General features: G+C 69.9%; 17 protein-coding genes. 9 read left to right on the top strand and 8 right to left on the bottom strand.

Annotated features, from left to right (window positions below; translation table 11 throughout):
• Positions 1 to 48 precede the first annotated feature (48 nt).
• On the top strand, positions 49 to 1,569 hold the full coding sequence (locus tag FHU35_RS00490; protein WP_246109982.1) for an acyl--CoA ligase family protein: 1,521 nt from the start codon (positions 49 to 51) through the stop codon (positions 1,567 to 1,569).
• A gap of 189 nt (positions 1,570 to 1,758) precedes the next feature.
• On the opposite strand, the gene folE is transcribed toward FHU35_RS00490, so the two are convergent.
• The gene (gene folE, locus FHU35_RS00485; RefSeq protein WP_145735604.1) at positions 1,759 to 2,358 is read right to left on the bottom strand and encodes a GTP cyclohydrolase I FolE; all 600 of its coding nucleotides are present in this window, start codon (positions 2,356 to 2,358) and stop codon (positions 1,759 to 1,761) included.
• 193 nt (positions 2,359 to 2,551) lie between these two features.
• Between folE and FHU35_RS00480 the strand changes: the two genes are divergently transcribed.
• Positions 2,552 to 3,193, top strand: a complete 642-nt coding sequence (locus FHU35_RS00480; RefSeq protein WP_246110145.1) for a helix-turn-helix transcriptional regulator — start codon at positions 2,552 to 2,554, stop codon at positions 3,191 to 3,193.
• Positions 3,194 to 3,206: 13 nt separating this feature from the next.
• Here the strand turns inward: FHU35_RS00480 and FHU35_RS00475 are convergent, their stop codons facing one another.
• Together FHU35_RS00475 and FHU35_RS00470 are read right to left on the bottom strand one after the other, a co-directional pair.
• Positions 3,207 to 3,626, bottom strand: coding sequence for a hypothetical protein (locus FHU35_RS00475; RefSeq protein WP_145735600.1), 420 nt, complete (start codon positions 3,624 to 3,626; stop codon positions 3,207 to 3,209).
• Between the two features lie 116 nt (positions 3,627 to 3,742).
• On the bottom strand, positions 3,743 to 4,108 hold the full coding sequence (locus FHU35_RS00470; RefSeq protein ID WP_145735598.1) for a DUF488 domain-containing protein: 366 nt from the start codon (positions 4,106 to 4,108) through the stop codon (positions 3,743 to 3,745).
• Positions 4,109 to 4,376: 268 nt separating this feature from the next.
• On the opposite strand from FHU35_RS00470, the gene FHU35_RS00465 reads away from it, so the two are divergent.
• Together FHU35_RS00465 and FHU35_RS00460 are read left to right on the top strand one after the other, a co-directional pair.
• On the top strand, positions 4,377 to 5,207 hold the full coding sequence (locus FHU35_RS00465) for an Abi-alpha family protein (RefSeq protein ID WP_186459197.1): 831 nt from the start codon (positions 4,377 to 4,379) through the stop codon (positions 5,205 to 5,207).
• Between the two features lie 65 nt (positions 5,208 to 5,272).
• Positions 5,273 to 6,508 (top strand): DUF445 domain-containing protein, encoded by a 1,236-nt coding sequence (locus FHU35_RS00460; protein ID WP_145735594.1) that lies wholly within the window; start codon positions 5,273 to 5,275, stop codon positions 6,506 to 6,508.
• 38 nt (positions 6,509 to 6,546) lie between these two features.
• Here the strand turns inward: FHU35_RS00460 and FHU35_RS00455 are convergent, their stop codons facing one another.
• Positions 6,547 to 7,164, bottom strand: coding sequence for an acyltransferase (locus FHU35_RS00455; protein ID WP_145735592.1), 618 nt, complete (start codon positions 7,162 to 7,164; stop codon positions 6,547 to 6,549).
• A gap of 242 nt (positions 7,165 to 7,406) precedes the next feature.
• Here FHU35_RS00455 and FHU35_RS00450 point away from each other — a divergent pair, with 242 nt between their 5' ends.
• Entirely contained in the window at positions 7,407 to 7,589 is a 183-nt protein-coding gene (locus FHU35_RS00450; RefSeq protein WP_145735590.1) for a DUF4236 domain-containing protein, read from the top strand.
• A 65-nt stretch (positions 7,590 to 7,654) separates the two neighbouring features.
• On the opposite strand, the gene FHU35_RS00445 is transcribed toward FHU35_RS00450, so the two are convergent.
• Together FHU35_RS00445 and FHU35_RS00440 are read right to left on the bottom strand one after the other, a co-directional pair.
• Complete coding sequence (locus tag FHU35_RS00445; protein ID WP_145735588.1) at positions 7,655 to 7,834, bottom strand: hypothetical protein; 180 nt, start codon at positions 7,832 to 7,834, stop codon at positions 7,655 to 7,657.
• A gap of 543 nt (positions 7,835 to 8,377) precedes the next feature.
• The gene (locus FHU35_RS00440) at positions 8,378 to 9,223 is read right to left on the bottom strand and encodes a helix-turn-helix transcriptional regulator (RefSeq protein ID WP_222429247.1); all 846 of its coding nucleotides are present in this window, start codon (positions 9,221 to 9,223) and stop codon (positions 8,378 to 8,380) included.
• A 101-nt stretch (positions 9,224 to 9,324) separates the two neighbouring features.
• Between FHU35_RS00440 and FHU35_RS00435 the strand changes: the two genes are divergently transcribed.
• Entirely contained in the window at positions 9,325 to 10,314 is a 990-nt protein-coding gene (locus FHU35_RS00435) for an aldo/keto reductase (protein ID WP_246109981.1), read from the top strand.
• Between the two features lie 7 nt (positions 10,315 to 10,321).
• On the opposite strand, the gene FHU35_RS00430 is transcribed toward FHU35_RS00435, so the two are convergent.
• Entirely contained in the window at positions 10,322 to 11,125 is an 804-nt protein-coding gene (locus tag FHU35_RS00430; protein ID WP_145735586.1) for an SAM-dependent methyltransferase, read from the bottom strand.
• Between the two features lie 61 nt (positions 11,126 to 11,186).
• A complete protein-coding gene (gene recQ, locus FHU35_RS00425; protein ID WP_145735584.1) occupies positions 11,187 to 13,052 on the bottom strand; it encodes a DNA helicase RecQ in 1,866 nt (621 codons plus the stop codon).
• 194 nt (positions 13,053 to 13,246) lie between these two features.
• Here recQ and FHU35_RS00420 point away from each other — a divergent pair, with 194 nt between their 5' ends.
• The 3 genes from FHU35_RS00420 (at position 13,247) to FHU35_RS00410 (ending at position 16,437) form a co-directional block, all read left to right on the top strand.
• Positions 13,247 to 14,347, top strand: coding sequence for an LLM class flavin-dependent oxidoreductase (locus tag FHU35_RS00420; RefSeq protein WP_145735582.1), 1,101 nt, complete (start codon positions 13,247 to 13,249; stop codon positions 14,345 to 14,347).
• Positions 14,344 to 14,946, top strand: a complete 603-nt coding sequence (locus FHU35_RS00415; protein WP_145735580.1) for an FMN reductase — start codon at positions 14,344 to 14,346, stop codon at positions 14,944 to 14,946. Before FHU35_RS00420 ends, FHU35_RS00415 begins: the two co-directional genes overlap by 4 nt.
• Before the next feature lie 114 nt (positions 14,947 to 15,060).
• Positions 15,061 to 16,437 carry a type I glutamate--ammonia ligase gene (locus tag FHU35_RS00410; RefSeq protein ID WP_145735578.1) on the top strand — a complete coding sequence of 459 codons (1,377 nt, stop codon included), beginning with the start codon at positions 15,061 to 15,063 and terminating at the stop codon, positions 16,435 to 16,437.
• Positions 16,438 to 16,475 lie beyond the last annotated feature (38 nt).

The raw sequence follows: 16,475 nt of genomic DNA, 5'->3' as shown, positions 1-16,475 counted from the left end.
TTGGTTATGCTCCGCCCGCCCGACGACGGGCGAGAGGGAGGTTTCGCGTTGACCGGGATCGCTTTTCGGGAACTGTCTCCGGTGTCCTTCCTGGAACGAGCAGCCGCGGTGTTCGCCGACCGGCCCGCCGTCGTCGACGGCGAGCGCCGGGACACCTACGCCCAGCTGTGGCAGCGCGCGCAGCGGCTGGCCGGGCTCCTGGCCGCGCGGGGTGTCGAGCCCGGCGACCGCGTCGCGGTGCTCTCGCCGAACACGCACCTGCTTCTGGAAGCCCACTACGGCGTGCCGCTGGCGGGTGCGGTGCTGGTCGCGCTCAACACCCGGCTCGCCCCGGCCGAGATCTCCTACATCCTCGAGCACAGCGGAGCGAGCCTCGTCCTGGTCGACGCCGAGCACCGGGACGCGCTGGGGGAGCAGCCGATCCCGGTGATCGACTCCGAGTCCTACGACGAGCTGGTCGACGGCGCCGAGCCGCACCGCGTCGAGGTCGCCGACGAGCGATCGCTGCTGTCGATCAACTACACCAGCGGCACCACCGGCCGCCCCAAGGGCGTGATGTACCACCACCGGGGCGCCTACCTGCAGGCCCTGGCGATGGCCTACCACGCGAAGCTCGACACGTCCTCCCAGTACCTGTGGACGCTGCCGATGTTCCACACCAACGGCTGGTGCTTCCCGTGGGCGGTGACCGCTGCCGGGGGTGTGCACCACTGCCTGCGGAAGGTCGATCCCGGCGCGATCTGGCGGGCGATCACCGAGGAGGGGATCACCCACTTCTGCGCCGCGCCCACCGTCCTGTCGATGCTCGCCGAGCACCCCGAGGCCCGGGACCTGGACCACGTGCTGCGGGTCTTCGCCGGGGGCGCACCGCCGTGGCCGGCGCTGCTGGCGCGAATGGGCGAGCTCGGCTTCGACATCCGGCACCTCTACGGGCTCACCGAGACCTTCGGTCCCGCCGTCGTCTGCGAGTGGCAGCCGGAGTGGGACGCGGCCGACGCGCAGCACCGCGCGCGGCTGATCGCCCGGCAGGGCATCGGCAACGTCGTCGCCGAACCGGTCCGCGTCACGGATCCCGACGGCGAGGACGTCCCTGCCGACGGCCTGACGCCGGGGGAGATCCTGCTGCGCGGCAACAACGTCATGCTCGGCTACTACCGCGATCCCGAAGCCACCGACAACGCCACGACCGACGGCTGGTTCCGCAGCGGTGACCTGGGAGTCCGCCACCCCGACGGCTACGTCGAACTGCGCGACCGGATGAAGGACGTGATCATCTCCGGCGGCGAGAACATCACCTCCATCGAGGTCGAGAACGCACTCACCGCCCATCCGGACGTCCTCGAAGCGGCAGTCGTCGCCGCACCGGACGAGAAGTGGGGCGAGGTCCCGGTCGCGTTCGTCAGCCTGCGCGAGACCGGAGGCGCGAGCGAGGCCGAGCTGGTCGAGTTCGTCCGAACCCGGATCGCCGCGTTCAAGGCGCCGAAGAGGATCGTCTTCGGCGACCTTCCGAAGACCTCCACCGGCAAGCTGCAGAAGAACGTGCTGAGGAACAAGGCCGTCTCCGGTTGACGACGCGGGCTTCGGCCAGGGTTAGTCGATGAATGTGGTGGAGCCGCAATACCTTCCGCTAGCCAAGCAGCTGTCACCGCGGGAGAAGCAGCGTGAATTCCTGGAGGGGGGCAGCGCCCGCTCTGATCGAAGAAGGACGGCGGATCGGTGTCATCACCGAGGTGACCGCGAGAGGCTGCGTGGTGCCGGTCAGCGGTGGACGCCGGTCAGGGAGAAGAACTCCTGTCGCGAGCGGGCGTCGTCGCGCAGGGTGCCCAGCAGGGTCGAGGTCACGGTGCTGGCGCCGGTGGCGCGGGCGCCGCGCAGGGTCATGCAGGTGTGCTCGGCTTCGATCACCACACCCACGCCCTTCGGCTGCAGGTGTTCGGACAACCAGTCGGCGACCTGCTTGGTCAAGCGCTCCTGAACCTGCGGGCGGCAGGCGAAGTGCTCGACGATCCTGGCCAGTTTGGACAGTCCGAGGATGCGCTCGCCGGGCAGGTAGCCGACGTGGGCGACTCCGACGAAGGGCAGCAGGTGGTGCTCGCAGACCGAGCGCACCGGGATGGACCGGGCGAGCACCATCTCGTCGTAGCCCTCGTCGTTGGGGAAGGTCGTCAGGTCGAACGGCCGAGGTGTGAACAGCTCGGCGTAGGCGCGGGCGATCCGGCCCGGGGTACCGGACAGGCTCTCGGAGTCGGTGGAGATCCCCAACGCCCGTAAGAGCTGCCCGGCGGCACGTTCGGCTGCTTCGAGGTCGATGCCGGTGTCGGGCTGGTGCACGACGCGCAGTGCGGTGCTGTGGGTCATGGGCAGCTCCTCTCTTTTCACCAAAAAACATTAGTTTTATTGAGAGTCGGAAACAAGTGTCCTGTGAAATCAGGGGTTCGGCCCACTTGTGTTGGACAAATCACGCTATGCTGGTGAGGTGAGCGCAAGCGGTGACGTCCCGGGGCTTCCGATCGCGACCGTGGCCGTCCTGGACGACGAGCTGCGGTGGGGGATGTACGAGTTCATCCGCCGCGCCCGGCGGCCGGTGACCCGTGACGAAGCAGCTGCCGAGGTCGGGATCTCCCGCAAGCTCGCCGCCTTCCACCTCGACAAGCTGGTCGACGCCGGGTTGCTCGTAGCCCGCTCCCAAACGGGCGGCGGCGTCCGCAAGGTCGGGAGGGCCCCGAAGGTCTACGAACCGGCGGACGTCGACATCCGGATCTCCATCCCGCCCCGGCAGCACGACCTGCTCGCCGACATCCTGCTGCAGGCCGTGCTCACCGAGGGGGAGGGCGAAACCGCCCGGCAAGCCGCGCTGCGCACCGCTCGCGAACGAGGTCAGCAGCTCGGCGACGCCGAGCGGGAGCGCTCCCGGCCGGGCAGGCTCGGCGTCGAACGCGCCCTCACCCTCGCCGAGGAGGTGCTGGCGCGACACGGCTTCGAACCCTCCCGCCAGTCACCCGGGTGCGTGCGGCTGCTCAACTGCCCCTTCCACCCGCTCGCGGCGCGATCCCCGGACGTGGTCTGCGGCATCAACCACGCCTTCCTCGCCGGTTTCCTCACCGGGCTGCGCGCCACCGGCACCGCAGCCACCCTCGAGCCGCGTTCCGGCGAGTGCTGCGTCCAGCTGCACCGGTCCGCGCGCACCGGCTGAGCGGCGAGCCCGCTCAGCTGCGCGGCGCCTCCCGCACGAGCCACGGCATGTTCTCGGGCTCCTGGCGCCCGGGCAGGTAGGCGTTGAGCACCGCCGGAACCCACGTCGTCCAGGGCAGGCCGAGTTTGGCCGAGAGCCGGTCCAGCAGTTCCGCACCGGCGGCGTCCGGGCGCAGCCGCAGCTGCACGGGTCCCGCACCTAGGTAGCGGACCTCCGCCTCATCGGCGACCGGCGAGGTGAGCCGGGCACGAGCACCGCGCACCAACTCCGGCAGCTCGGCGCGGAAATGCGCGATCGCCTCGAAGGTCGCGGAAGTCGTGGTGCGACTGGTGGACTCGCGGAAGGTGTCCAGACGCGCTTGCAAGGCGTCCGAGACGTGGAGCGTCCGCGACTCGACGCCGTCACCGTCCCGGTCGTCGCTGGGGGTGCTCATCCTTGACCTCTACCACTCTGCGCAGGTCAGTGGAGTTCTCCTGTGACGCACACCGCCATCGCGGGCCGGAACCGCGGGTCGCTCCCGCGGTTTCCGGGCACGCCGCCCGCATCGGGTCAGTCGGTCAGGACGTCGACCAGGACCGCGGCTTGGCTGATGTCCGGGTCCTTGGTGCCGGTCAGCAGCGTGAGCCGTTCGCGCCTGGCCAGTGCGCGCAAGTGCTCGACCGCCTCGGCCTTCTCCGGCTCATCGAGTTCGGCTCGGTAGCGGCGGTCGAACTCGACGAACTTCTCCGGATCGTGGCCGTACCACGTGCGCAGCTCCGTCGAGGGCGCGACTTCCTTGCACCACTCGCTGAGGGAGGCCTTGTCCTTGCTCAGCCCGCGAGGCCAGACGCGGTCGACCAGCACGCGGGTGCCGTCCCGGTCGGCCGGTTCCTCGTAGATCCTGCGCACCTGAACGTCAGGTTTGCTCTTCGCCACCGTCGCTCCTCCATGTCAGCCGGCCACTCCACGCACAGCCATGCCCGCGTAGCCGCGCGCTGAAACGAAGTCACGCCTGGAGCCGGTGCTGCACGGCGCGCCTGGGCGTCCGCGATCGAGGATGCCCGCCGCCCGGGGAGGACGGCCTCGCGGTGATCCGGGATCGACCCCGACCTGTTCCGCGCGGGGCGGGCCGGGTGATACTCGGCGGATCGTTGATCGCCTGAGCGGGGATCAACGAGCAGTCGGGGCAACGGTAGGGGGTCGCGTGGCAGGGGAGATCGAGCTCAGCCGCAAGGACGAGGAGCCGCACGCCGCCGAGGACGAGCGGGCCGGGTCGAACGTGATCGGCGGCCTGCTCGGCTTGGCGGGCAGGGTCGGCCGTGACGTCGCGCGCACCGGGATCGACCTGGTCAGGGAGCTGCCCGGCGGTGTCGAGGTGCAACGCCAGGTGCAGGCCGTCGAGAAGGTCGTGGCCTCGGGGGTGCGCGTCTGGCTCGACTCGGTCGACGAGCGCGATCAGGAGGAACCGGACGGCGACCTCACCGGGAACGCCGCGCCCGAAGCGACCGACGACGAGGACGCCGACGCCCAGGACGGGCTGCGCGAGGCCATGTCCGAGCTCCTGTTCCGCTCGGCGACCGCGAGCAAGGCGGAGGCCCGCGAGCACTTCTACGCCGCGATCCTGCGCCTGATCACGCCCGACGAGGCACGGATCCTCGCGGGTCTCGGTGACGGCGCGGCCTACCCGGTGGTGCACGTCGCCGAGCGCGCGGGCATCGGTGGCAACAGCAAGTTCGTGATGCGCAACGGATCCACCGTCGGGCGGGCGGTGGGAGTGGCGCTGCACGACGAGGTTCCGCACTACCTGACGCGGTTGCACGCGCTGGGGCTGGTCGAGATCGGTCCCGAGCTGGAGAACATGGACGACCAGTACGAGATCCTGCAGACCGAGGCACGGATCCGGGAAGCGCTGCGCTCGGCGAGGTCGACGAAGGCGGTGCGCCGCAGCGTGCGGCTGTCCGATCTCGGCGCCCGGTTCTGGAAGCGGTGCGATCCGACCGTGCTCGCGTCGCCCGGCGACACCCTGGACGGGTGACCCGCGCGAGGTAGGGTCGCAGCCGTTGCGCAGGCGTTCAGGGGATTTCGGGTGAGGGGTGCGAGTTGGGCGCGATTCTCCAGGACTTCGGCGAGCACTGGTTGCTCTACCTCTCGATCCCGCTCGTGGCCGCCTTGATCGGTTACGTCACGAAGATCCTCGCGATCAAGATGATGTTCTACCCCGTGGACTTCCGCGGGAAGAAGCCGTGGCTGGGCTGGCAGGGAATCGTTCCCAAGCACGCGGCGAAGATGGCCGGGATCGCCTGCGACACGCTCACCGAGCAGCTGCTGAGCCCGCAGGAGGTCGTGGAGCGGCTCGACCCCGAACGCATCGTCGCCGAGGTCGAGAAGCCGCTGCGGCACGCGATCGAGGAGATCGTCGAAGAGGTCGGTTCCACCTACCAGCCCGCGGTCTGGGAGGCGATGCCGAAGATCGTGCGGCGGGGCATGATCCAGCGGGTGCAGAACGACGCGCCGCGGATGCTGTCGGAGATCATGGACGAGATCAAGTCCGATGTGGACAACGTCTTCGACCTCAAGTCCATGGTCGTGAGCGCGCTGGTGCGGGACAAGGAGCTGCTGAACCGGATCTTCCTGGAGGCGGGCGACAAGGAGTTCCAGTTCATCCGGCGCTCGGGTGCGGTGTTCGGCTTCATCATCGGCCTGGTGCAGATGTCGGCGTGGGTGGTGTTCAAGGCCCCGATCCTGATGCCCCTGTTCGGCCTGTTCACGGGCTGGTTCACCGACTGGCTCGCGCTGAAGATGATCTTCCGCCCGCAGCAGCCCAAGACCTACTTGGGGCTCTTCGAGTGGCAGGGCCTGTTCCTCAAGCGCAGGGAGGAGGTCTCGGAGGCCTACGGCGAGCTGATCGCGAGGGAGATCATCACCCCGCGCAACGTCATCGAGGAGGTCATGCGCGGGCCTCTGTCGGACAAGGTCCTGGCGCTGGTGACCCGCAAGGTCGACGAGGAGCTCAGCCGCCGCACCAGCATCGCCAAACCGCTGGTGGTCTTCGCCGTCGGCGGGCGTCGCTACCAAGACCTCAAGAACCGCATCGCCGAGATGGTGATGGGCAGGCTCCCCGAGACCATGAGCTACGTCGAGGACTACGCCGCCGACGCCATGGACATCCGCAACACCCTGGTCAGCAAGATGAAGGAGCTGGACGCCGAGGAGTTCGAGGAGCTGCTGCGCCCGGCCTTCCGCGAGGAGGAGTGGATGCTCATCGCCACCGGTGCGCTGCTGGGCTTCGGCGTCGGCGAGGCCCAGGTCCTCGCCCTGGAATTCCTCGCCACCTGATCCCGCAGCGCGAAGCACCGTGATGCTGCGAGGACCCCTCAGACGGCGTCGGCTTCGACGGGGGAGTGGGTGCGGATGACGCGGGCCGGCACTCCGGCGAGCACGCTGTTCGGGGGGTAGACGCCTGCCGTCACCTGAGCGCCGGAGGCGACGATCGAGTTCTCGCCGATCTGCGCCCCGGCGAGGATGACCGAACCGGTGCTGATCACGGTTCCCGAACCGATGATCACCGGCCGGACCGGCAGCGGCCACTGCGACGCGACGGGCACGTCGGTGAGGTCGTGCCGGTGGTGGTGGTCGACGATCGTGACCCGGCTGGAGGTCCACACGTCGTCGCCGAGCACGACCGAGGACATCGCCAGGATCTCGGAGTTGCGCCCGAGCACGCAGCGATCGCCCAGCACGATCATCGGTTCGCCGTCGCCCAGGAGGGCACCGGGGAGTCCGGCCGAGAGCACGGTGTGCTCGTTGATGATGCAGTCCGAGCCGACGTGGATGCGTTCGGTGCCGGTCAGCGCACCTTGCGGGAACGCCAGGTGACTGCGCGCTCCCATGGCGCCGAAGCTGCGGCCTTCCCGCGTCCGCGCGGTGATCGCCGCACCGTTGCGCGCCCACTGCCACCAAGCCCGCGTCAACCGGCCCAACCAACGGTTCATCTGTCGACCTCGAACGACGGCGTGTGCGACGTACCCGCGCAACGGGTCCTACCCAGCGGTAGGGAAGGTACTGTAACCCGGCTCCCGCGTGGGTTCGATGCCCGCCGCCGTACGGGTCGGTGCCCGCGGGGAAGATCGGTTCCTGGCTGGGGATGTCCGATCTGTGATGTGCTGAGTGATGTGCCCGGTTGGCGAGGTCGACTCGCGCGGGCTGAAGCGACGTTCTGCGGAAGGGTTCAGGCATGGGATTTCACCTGCACCGGCGGGTCAGGTTAGGTCCGCTCTACCTCAACATCCACAACACGCGCGTCACGTCGTGGGGCTTCAAGCTCGGCCGGTTCAGCCGGAACATGACGCACGGCAAGACGACCTTCGACACGCCGGGGCCGGGCCACTACACGTTCCGCGGCAAGCGGCGTCGGTGAGCTGAATTGGGAAGAGGTGGGCCGGAAGGGGGGAACATTCCGGCCCACCTCAGTTCGTGGGTGCCTTACGGGGCGGTCTGCGGCGCGGGGGCGACGGCGGACGCTGCTGCGGGGGCGACAGCAGGCGCCGGTTCGGGGGCGGGAGCTGCGAGCGCCTGAGCGGTCGGGGCGATCGTCGCCATGGCCAGGACCGCGGCGGCGGCCAGGCGATGCGTCAGGCGAGTGGTGTCCTCGCGGTCGGACACCGGAAGCAGCTTCTGGAAACGCTGGCGGAGCACGGCTTCCTCTCGGGGGCGCGGGGTGGATGTCGGGGGTGCGAGTCGGGGGCGGTCACAACCGGCGGGGGCTCCGGTTGCGTCGGGGGACGGCTGACGCCGTGACCGCTCCGTAGCTCGCCTCATCGAAGGTAACGACGGGTAGTCGTGGCTTCAAGAAGCCATCCTCCGAACAGGGGATACATGGGCCTGCGAACCCTGATCGATTGCGGAGGGTAATCGATGGTGTTCATGGACGACCAGCGAAAACGGCTCCTCGGAACCCCGGGCGTGACGTCGCGCACAGGGACCGGAAGTCCCTGGTCAGAGCGCGGTTTCGGGGTCGAGGCAGTGTTCGAGTGGAGCTTTCCCGGGCGGGGTTCGACCGGTGGTTCGAGCCGTCTGGTAGCGGGGCTCGGGCTGGACCCTGGTCGCCACCGCGGCCGAGAGGGGCCGCACCGCGATGCCTGACCACCGCGCCCTCGGCCTCACCGCCTGCCCTCGGGACGTACAGGAACCCGTCGTCCGGGTCCGTCAGGGGCTCGGGCGGAGGTCCTGGATCCCGATGACTCGCAGGAGATCCAGCTTCTCCCTGGCGTCGGTGCCCTCGGCGGGGAAGTAGGCGAGGAACTTGAGGTCCGCCTCCGGGGTGAGCAGCGTTTCGCAGTTGACCTCGACCGCGCCGACCTCCGGGTGCAGGAACCGCTTCCGGTCCGTGTGGCGGACGCCGACCTCGTGGCGCTCCCACAGCTCGCGGAACTCGTCGCTGCGCTCCAGCAGGTCCTCGACGAGGCTGGTGATGTCGTGCTCCCCGGCCCGGCGGGAGTAGGTGGCGCGCAGGTCGCTGACGTGGGCCGACGAGTGGTGCGGCCAATCCTCTTCCGGGATCTCGCTCCGCATCCCCGGTTCGGTGAACCAGCGCCACACGATGCTGCCGTGCCGCGCGCCCGGTTGCCTCCGGTCACCCACCAGCGCGATCGAGAGCGCGTTCTGCCAGAGGACCTCGTTGAGGTCGGTGCAGATGGTGACCGGCACGTCGGTGAGCCGGTCGGCGAGGCTGATCAAGCTCGGCCGGATGTGCCCGCCGGCCCGGCGCGGCGGCGGGGTCATCCCGGCCAGGTGGAACAGGTGGTCGCGTTCGTCGAGGGTGAAGCGCAGCGCGCGGGCCAGCCCGGCCACCACCGCCTCGGACGGATGCGATCCGCGGCGCTGCTCCAGCCGCGTGTAGTAGTCGGTGGAGATCCCGGCGAGCTGGGCGACCTCGTCCCGCCGCAGGCCGGGCGTGCGGCGGCGCAGCCCTTCGGGCACTCCCACGTCGGCGGGGCGCAGCAACTCCCGGCGGCGGCGCAGGAAGTCGGCGAGTCCCGGACGGTCGATCACACCTCCATCATCGCTCTCTCCGCGCCGGTCAGCCAGGGAGCACCGGTCCCTGGATGTGCCGGGCCTGGGCGAGGTGCCGCGGGTGGGCGCACCGTGGTGGCATGACAGCTCAGCTCACCACCCGCCGCCTCGGCGCCACCGGTCCGTCCGTCAGCTCGCCCGGCCTGGGCTGCATGGGCCTGTCGGGAGCCTACGGCCAGACCGACGACGACCAGAGCGTCCGGCTCATCCACTCCTACCTGGACGCCGGGGGGAACTTCCTGGACACCGGCGACTTCTACGGCAGCGGCCACAACGAAGCGCTCATCGGCCGCGCCCTCGGGGGCCGCAGCCGCGAGGAGGTCGTGCTCTCGGTGAAGTTCGGTGCCCTGCGCGGGCCCGGCGGCGCGTCGGTCGGCTTCGACGCGCGACCCGCCGCGATGCAGAACTTCCTGACCTACTCCCTGCAGCGCCTCGGCGTCGACCACGTCGACGTCTACCGCCCCGCCCGGCTCGACCCCGACGTGCCCATCGAGGACACCATCGGCGCGATCGCGGAGATGGTCGAGAAGGGCTACGTCCGCCACATCGGGCTCAGCGAGGTCGGTGCGGAGACGATCCGGCGCGCTGCCGCGGTGGCACCCATCAGCGACCTGCAAATCGAGTACTCGCTGCTGACCCGCACGATCGAGGACGAGATCCTGCCGGCCTGCCGCGAGCTCGGCATCGGCATCACCGCCTACAGCGTGCTCTCGCGCGGGCTCATCGGCGGCAGCGGTGCCAGAGAAGGGGCGCTGCCGATGATGCCGCGCTTCCAGGAGGGCAACCTCGAGCACAACGAGGCGCTCGTCGCGCGCGTGCGGGAGATCGCCGCGGAGAAGGGGGCGACCGTCGCGCAGCTGGCCATCGCCTGGGTCGCCGCGCAGGGCGAGGACGTCCTGCCCGTCATCGGCGCACGCCGCCCGGAGCAGATCGAGTCGATGATCGCCAGCAACGCGGTCTCGCTCGACGCCGGTGACCTCGCCCGCCTCGACGACCTGGTCCCGCGCGACGCCGTGCGCGGCGACCGCTACCCGACACCCCTGATGGCCGATCTCGACAGCGAGAGGTGACCTGGCGTCAGGACTTCCTGGCGACCAGGCCGTACTGCGGGACGCTGGGCTCCGAGGCGTCGGGGTTGCGCCACCGCGCGCAGGAGACGAGCCCCGGTTCGAGGAGCTCCAGCCCGTGGGCGAACGCCGCGACGTCCTCACCGCTCCTGGCGGTGATCGGGGGCGTGGCGTTCTCGTTCCAGAAGGCCATCGCCTCGCGGTTGGCCTCGCCGTCGAGCTCGGTGGTCGGGTGGCTGATCACCACGTAGCTGCCGGACGGGATCGCCCGGACCAGCTGGTGGACGACCTCGGCGGCCTGGGCGGTTTCGGGGATGAAGTTGAGGATCCCGAGCAGCATCACCGCGATCGGCTGTTCGAAGTTCAGCGTCCGGGAGGCCGCCCGCAGGATCTCGTCGGTGTGCCGCGCATCGGCCTCGACGTAGTCCGTGCGGCCGAGCGGCGAGCTGGTCAGCAGCGCGCGAGCATGGGTGAGCACCAGCGGATCGTTGTCGACGTAGACGATGTCGGACTCCGGTGCGATCTGCTGCGCGACCTGGTGGGTGTTGTCGGCGGTCGGCAACCCGGTTCCGATGTCGAGGAACTGGCGGATGCCGACCTCACCGGCCAGGTGCGCGACCGCGCGCTTGAGGAATCCACGGTCGGCGCGGGCCACGTCGGCGATCAGCGGGAACATCTGCTGGATGTGCTCGCCGACCTCGCGGTCGACGGCGTAGTTGTCCTTGCCCTCCAGCCAGAAGTTCCACACCCGCGCGTTGTGCGCCACCGTGGTGTTCACGCCGCGCAACGGCGTGCCGCTCGTCCATTCGCTCATCAGCTTCGCTTCCCTCGACGCCCCGCCTACCGGCGGAGTTTAAACGCCCGGCTGGCCGGAGTCAGGCGTCCGGAGCGGCCAGGGCTTCGAGCACGCCCTGGCCGTAGCGGTTGAGCTTGCCCTCGCCGATGCCGCTGATCGTCGCGAGTTGGTCCAACGTGGACGGTTGAACGGTGGCGATCTGCCGCAGCGTCGAGTCGTGGAAGATGATGAACGGCGCCTTGCCCTCCTCGCGCGCGACCTCCATCCGCCACGCCCGCAGCTTCTCGAAGACCGGCTCGGCCTCGGGCGGCATGTCCTGCGGTGCCCGCTTGGAATCGCGGGCCTTCGCCTTGGCAGCCGGGGTCCTCTTCGGCTCGGTGCGCAGCCACACCGCGCGCGGTTCCTCCCGGCGCAGCACCTCGGAGCTGCTGTCGGTGAGCACCAGCGTGCCGTAGTCGCCTTCGACGGCGAGCAGGCCCTGGGCCAGCAGTTGGCGGATCACGCCGCGCCACTCGTTGTCGCTGATGTCGGAACCGACGCCGAAGACGCTGAGCTCGTCGTGCCGGAACTGCTCCACCTTCTGCGTCTTCTTGCCGCGCAGGATGTCGATGATCTGCCCGGCGCCGAACTTCTGGTTGCGCTCGCGCTGCAACCGCACGACCGTCGACAGGAGCTTCTGCGCGGCGACCGTTCCTTCCCAGGACTCCGGCGGGTTGAGGCAGGTGTCGCAGTTGCCGCACCGGTCTTCCGCCTGCTGGCCGAAGTAGTCGAGCAGCTGGGAGCGGCGGCACCGGACCGTTTCGCACAGCGCCAGCATCGAGTCCAGGTGCCTGCTCTGGGTGCGGCGGTGCGCCTCGTCGCCGTCGGAGTTGTCGATCAGCTTGCGCTGCTGGACCACGTCCTGGAGGCCGTAGGCCATCCACGCGGTCGAGGGCAGTCCGTCGCGGCCCGCGCGACCGGTCTCCTGGTAGTAGCCCTCGATCGACTTGGGCAGGTCCAGGTGCGCCACGAACCGCACGTCGGGCTTGTCGATGCCCATGCCGAAGGCGATGGTGGCGACCATGACCAGCCCGTCCTCCCGCAGGAAACGGGACTGGTGCTTCGCGCGCACCGCTTTGTCCAGGCCGGCGTGGTAGGGCAGCGCGGTGACGCCGTTGGTGGTCAGGAACTCGGCGGTGCGCTCCACTTCGGCGCGGGAGAGCCGGTAGACGATGCCGGACTCGCCGAGGTGCTCGGTCTGCAGCAGCTGCAGCAGCTGCCTGCGGGCGTCGCTCTTCGGCGCGATCCGGTACTGGATGTTGGGCCGGTCGAAGTCGGAGACGAAGTGCCGGGCTTCGGTCAGCTGCAGGCGGGTGGCGATCTCCTGCCGGGTGGCGGGCGTGGCGGTGGCGGTCAGGGCGACGCGCGGCACGTCGGGCCAGCGCTCGTGCAGCACCGACAGCGCCAGGTAGTCGGGCCGGAAGTCGTGTCCCCACTGGGCCACGCAGTGCGCTTCGTCGATGGCGAACACCGCGACCTCGCCGCGCGCGAGCAGCTCCAGCGTCGAGTCGAGCCGGAGGCGCTCGGGGGCCAGATACAGCAGGTCGAGATCGCCGTTGAGGTAGGCGTCTTCGGTCTCGCGGCGCTGCTGGTAGCTCTGCGTGGAGTTGAGGAATCCCGCGCGCACCCCCAGCGCGGCCAGCGCGTCCACCTGGTCCTGCATCAGCGCGATCAGCGGCGAGACCACGACGCCGACACCGGGACGCACCAGCGCCGGGATCTGGTAGCACAGCGACTTGCCGCCACCGGTCGGCATCAGCACCAGGGCGTCGCCACCGGAGACGATGTGGTCGATGATCTCCTGCTGGGTACCTCGGAAGGAGTCGTATCCGAAGACCCGTCGCAGGACCTGGAGGGGGTCGGCGGCCTGTTCGGTCGCGGTTTCGGGAGACGCCACGGCGGGCATCTTACGCAGCGGGCCGGACGTCCTCCGGTGCCCACGCACCTCGGTGAGTCGGCGGGGAACGGGCGAATGGTGACCTGGGTCTCCTTCGAGGTGTGGTGCGGGCGCCGGGAATACTTCGTAAGGAAGACTCGTTCCCGCAAGTAGTTGAAGCTCGTACAAAATGACGCGGGCTCGGGTCGAGTAGGGAGTTCACAATGCAGTTCGGGATCTTCTCGGTCAGTGACGTGACGACTGACCCGACCAACGGACGGACTCCGACCGAGGCCGAGCGGATTCAGTCGATGGTGCGGATCGCGCTCAAGGCCGAAGAGGTCGGACTCGACGTCTTCGCCACCGGCGAGCACCACAACCCGCCGTTCGTGGCCTCCTCGCCGACGACGATGCTCGGCTACATCGCGGCCCAGACCAAGAAACTCATCCTGTCCACCTCCACCACGCTGATCACCACGAACGACCCGGTGAAGATCGCCGAGGACTTCGCGATGCTGCAGCACCTCGCGGGCGGGCGCGTGGACGTGATGATGGGCCGCGGCAACACCGGACCGGTCTACCCGTGGTTCGGCCAGGACATCCGGCAGGGCATCCCGCTGGCGATCGAGAACTACGGGCTGCTGCGCCGGTTGTGGCAGGAAGACGTGGTCGACTGGGAGGGCAAGTTCCGCACTCCGCTGCAGTCGTTCACCTCGACCCCGCGCCCGCTCGACGGCGTCGCGCCGTTCGTCTGGCACGGCTCGATCCGCTCGCCCGAGATCGCCGAGCAGGCGGCCTACTACGGCGACGGCTTCTTCCACAACAACATCTTCTGGCCCTCCGACCACACCAAGCGCATGGTGCGGCTGTACCGGCAGCGCTTCGAGCACTACGGGCACGGCAAGGCCGACCAGGCCGTCGTCGGGCTCGGTGGACAGGTGTTCATGCGCAAGAACTCCCAGGACGCCGTGCGCGAGTTCCGGCCCTACTTCGACAACGCACCGGTCTACGGCGGCGGGCCGTCGCTGGAGGAGTTCAGCCAGGCCACCCCGCTGACGGTCGGCAGCCCGCAAGAGGTCATCGATCGCACGCTGGGCTTCCGCGAGACCGTCGGCGACTACCAGCGCCAGCTGTTCCTGATGGACCACGCTGGCCTGCCGCTCAAGACGGTCCTGGAGCAGCTGGACATCCTCGGTGAAGAGGTGGTCCCGGTGCTGCGCGAGGAGTTCGCCAAGCTCAAGCCCGCGCATGTCCCCGAGGCCCCGACCCACGAGTCCCTGCTGGCTGCGAAGCAGGCGGAGCAGAAGGAGGAGGTCGCGAAATGAGCGAGCGCACCATCGTCGTGATCTCGGCGGGGCTGAGCAACCCGTCCTCGACGCGGATGCTGGCCGACCGGCTGGCCACGGCCACCGCCCGCAACGCGCAGGTCAACGTCCGTTTCGTCGAGCTGCGGGATCACGCCAAGGACATCGCCAACAACTTCGTCACCGGTTTCCCCTCACCGGAGCTGGACGAGGTGCTGGAGGCCGTGCGCGGGGCGGACGGGCTGATCGCGATCACCCCGATCTTCCAGGCGTCCTACAGCGGCCTGTTCAAGTCCTTCTTCGACGTGCTGGACAAGGAAGCGCTGGCGGGCAAGCCCGTGGTGATCGGCGCGACCGGCGGTTCGGCCAGGCACTCCCTGGCGCTGGAGCACGCGATGCGGCCGATGTTCGCCTACCTGCACGCCGTCGTCGCGCCGACCTCGGTCTACGCGGCATCGGAGGACTGGGCGACCGGCGGGGACAGCACGTTGGCCGACCGCGTCGAACGCGCGGCCGGTGAGCTGGCTGCGCTCGTCGAGCAGCGTCCGGCGGTCCAGGCGCCGGATCCGTTCGAGGAACCCGTCCCGTTCGAACAACTCCTGGCCCAGCAGCAGAACTGATCGATCACCGGCCCGGCGCAGCGCCTGACGAGGCGCGGCGCCGGGCTGGTGCGCGTCGCCCGGGTGAACGCCGCACGTCCGGAAATCGGCCCTCGTGGCGACTACCGTGGGCTCATGAGCGGCGATCGAATCCCGGCTGCGGAGCCTGCCGAACTGGTGCCCGCCTCGGCGCGGTTGCGCGCCGAGGGCGTGGAGCTCGTGGAGCTGTCGTTCGTGGACAACGCGGGGATCACGCGGGTCAAGACCGCGCCGCTGGACCGGTTGTCGGAGCTCTGCCGCTACGGGCTCGGCGCCTCTCCCTGCTTCGAGACCTTCACCTTCGACGACGTGATGCTGCGCGGGACCCACCTCGGCGGCCCGGACGGCGACCTGCGACTCATCCCGGACATCTCCCGGCTGACCCAGCTGGCGGCGATGCCCGGGTGGGCCTGGGCTCCCGCCGACAAGTACACCCAGGACGGCCCGCGGTTCGTCGCGTGCCAGCGGGCCTTCGCCGCCCGGCAGGTCGAAGCGGCGGCCGACGCGGGCTTGTCGGTGTCGGTGGCCTTCGAGCACGAATGGGTCGTCGCCGAGGAGCAGGACGATTTCGTGCCCGCGATCAGCGGACCCGGCTACGGGCAGGTGCGGCTGGAAGCGCTCGCCGACTACGGCCTGGCGCTCACCCGGGCCATGCGCGAACAAGGCGTGGAGGTGCTGCAGTTCCACCCCGAGTACGCGGCCGGTCAGGCGGAACTGTCGGTGGCGCCGGCATCACCGGTGGGCGCCGCCGACGACGCGGTGCTCGCCCGGCACACCGTGCGCGCGGTGACCCGCAACCACGGCTGGCGCGCGAGCTTCGCTCCGTGTCTCGTGCCGGGGGGAGCGGGATCGGGTGCGCACCTGCACCTGTCGGTCCACGACTCGCGGGGGAACCTGCTGGCCGACGGGCCAGGGCGGCACGGGCTGCAGGCCCGGGGCGAGTCCTTCCTCGCCGGTGTGCTGCGCGAACTTCCCGCGCTCGTGGCCATCGGAGCGGGCAACCCGGCGAGCTTCCTGAGGCTCGGCCCGTCCCGCTGGGCGGGCATCTGGCAGGTCTGGGGCAGGGAAGCCCGGGAGGCCGCGCTGCGCCTGATCACCGGGACCGCGGGCACCCAGTCCTGGGCCGCCAACGCCGAGATCAAGTGCTTCGACGCCACCGCGAACCCCTACCTGGTCGTGGGGGCGGTGATCGCCGCGGGAACGGCCGGGGTGCGCGAGGAGCTGACCCTGCCCGACGAGATCACCGGAGACCCGGCGCTGCTGAGCGAATCCGCACGCGCCGAGGCCGGGATCGAACGGCTCCCGGCCGGACCGGACGAGGCGGCCGACGCGCTGGCCTCCTCGGAGGTCCTGGCCGAGGCGCTGGAACCCGAGCTGCACGACGCGATCCTGACCGTCCGCAGGGGAGAGGCCGCGCGCTTCGCCGAGGCCGACCCCGAGGACGTGGCCTCCGCCACGCGCTGGACCTGGTAGGACAAACGCGGTCGCGCCTGCGGTTGTTCTGCACCGCG

The organism is Saccharopolyspora dendranthemae, assembly GCF_007829955.1.
GTDB lineage: Bacteria > Actinomycetota > Actinomycetes > Mycobacteriales > Pseudonocardiaceae > Saccharopolyspora > Saccharopolyspora dendranthemae.
This window is presented reverse-complemented; position numbering and strand designations above follow the sequence as displayed.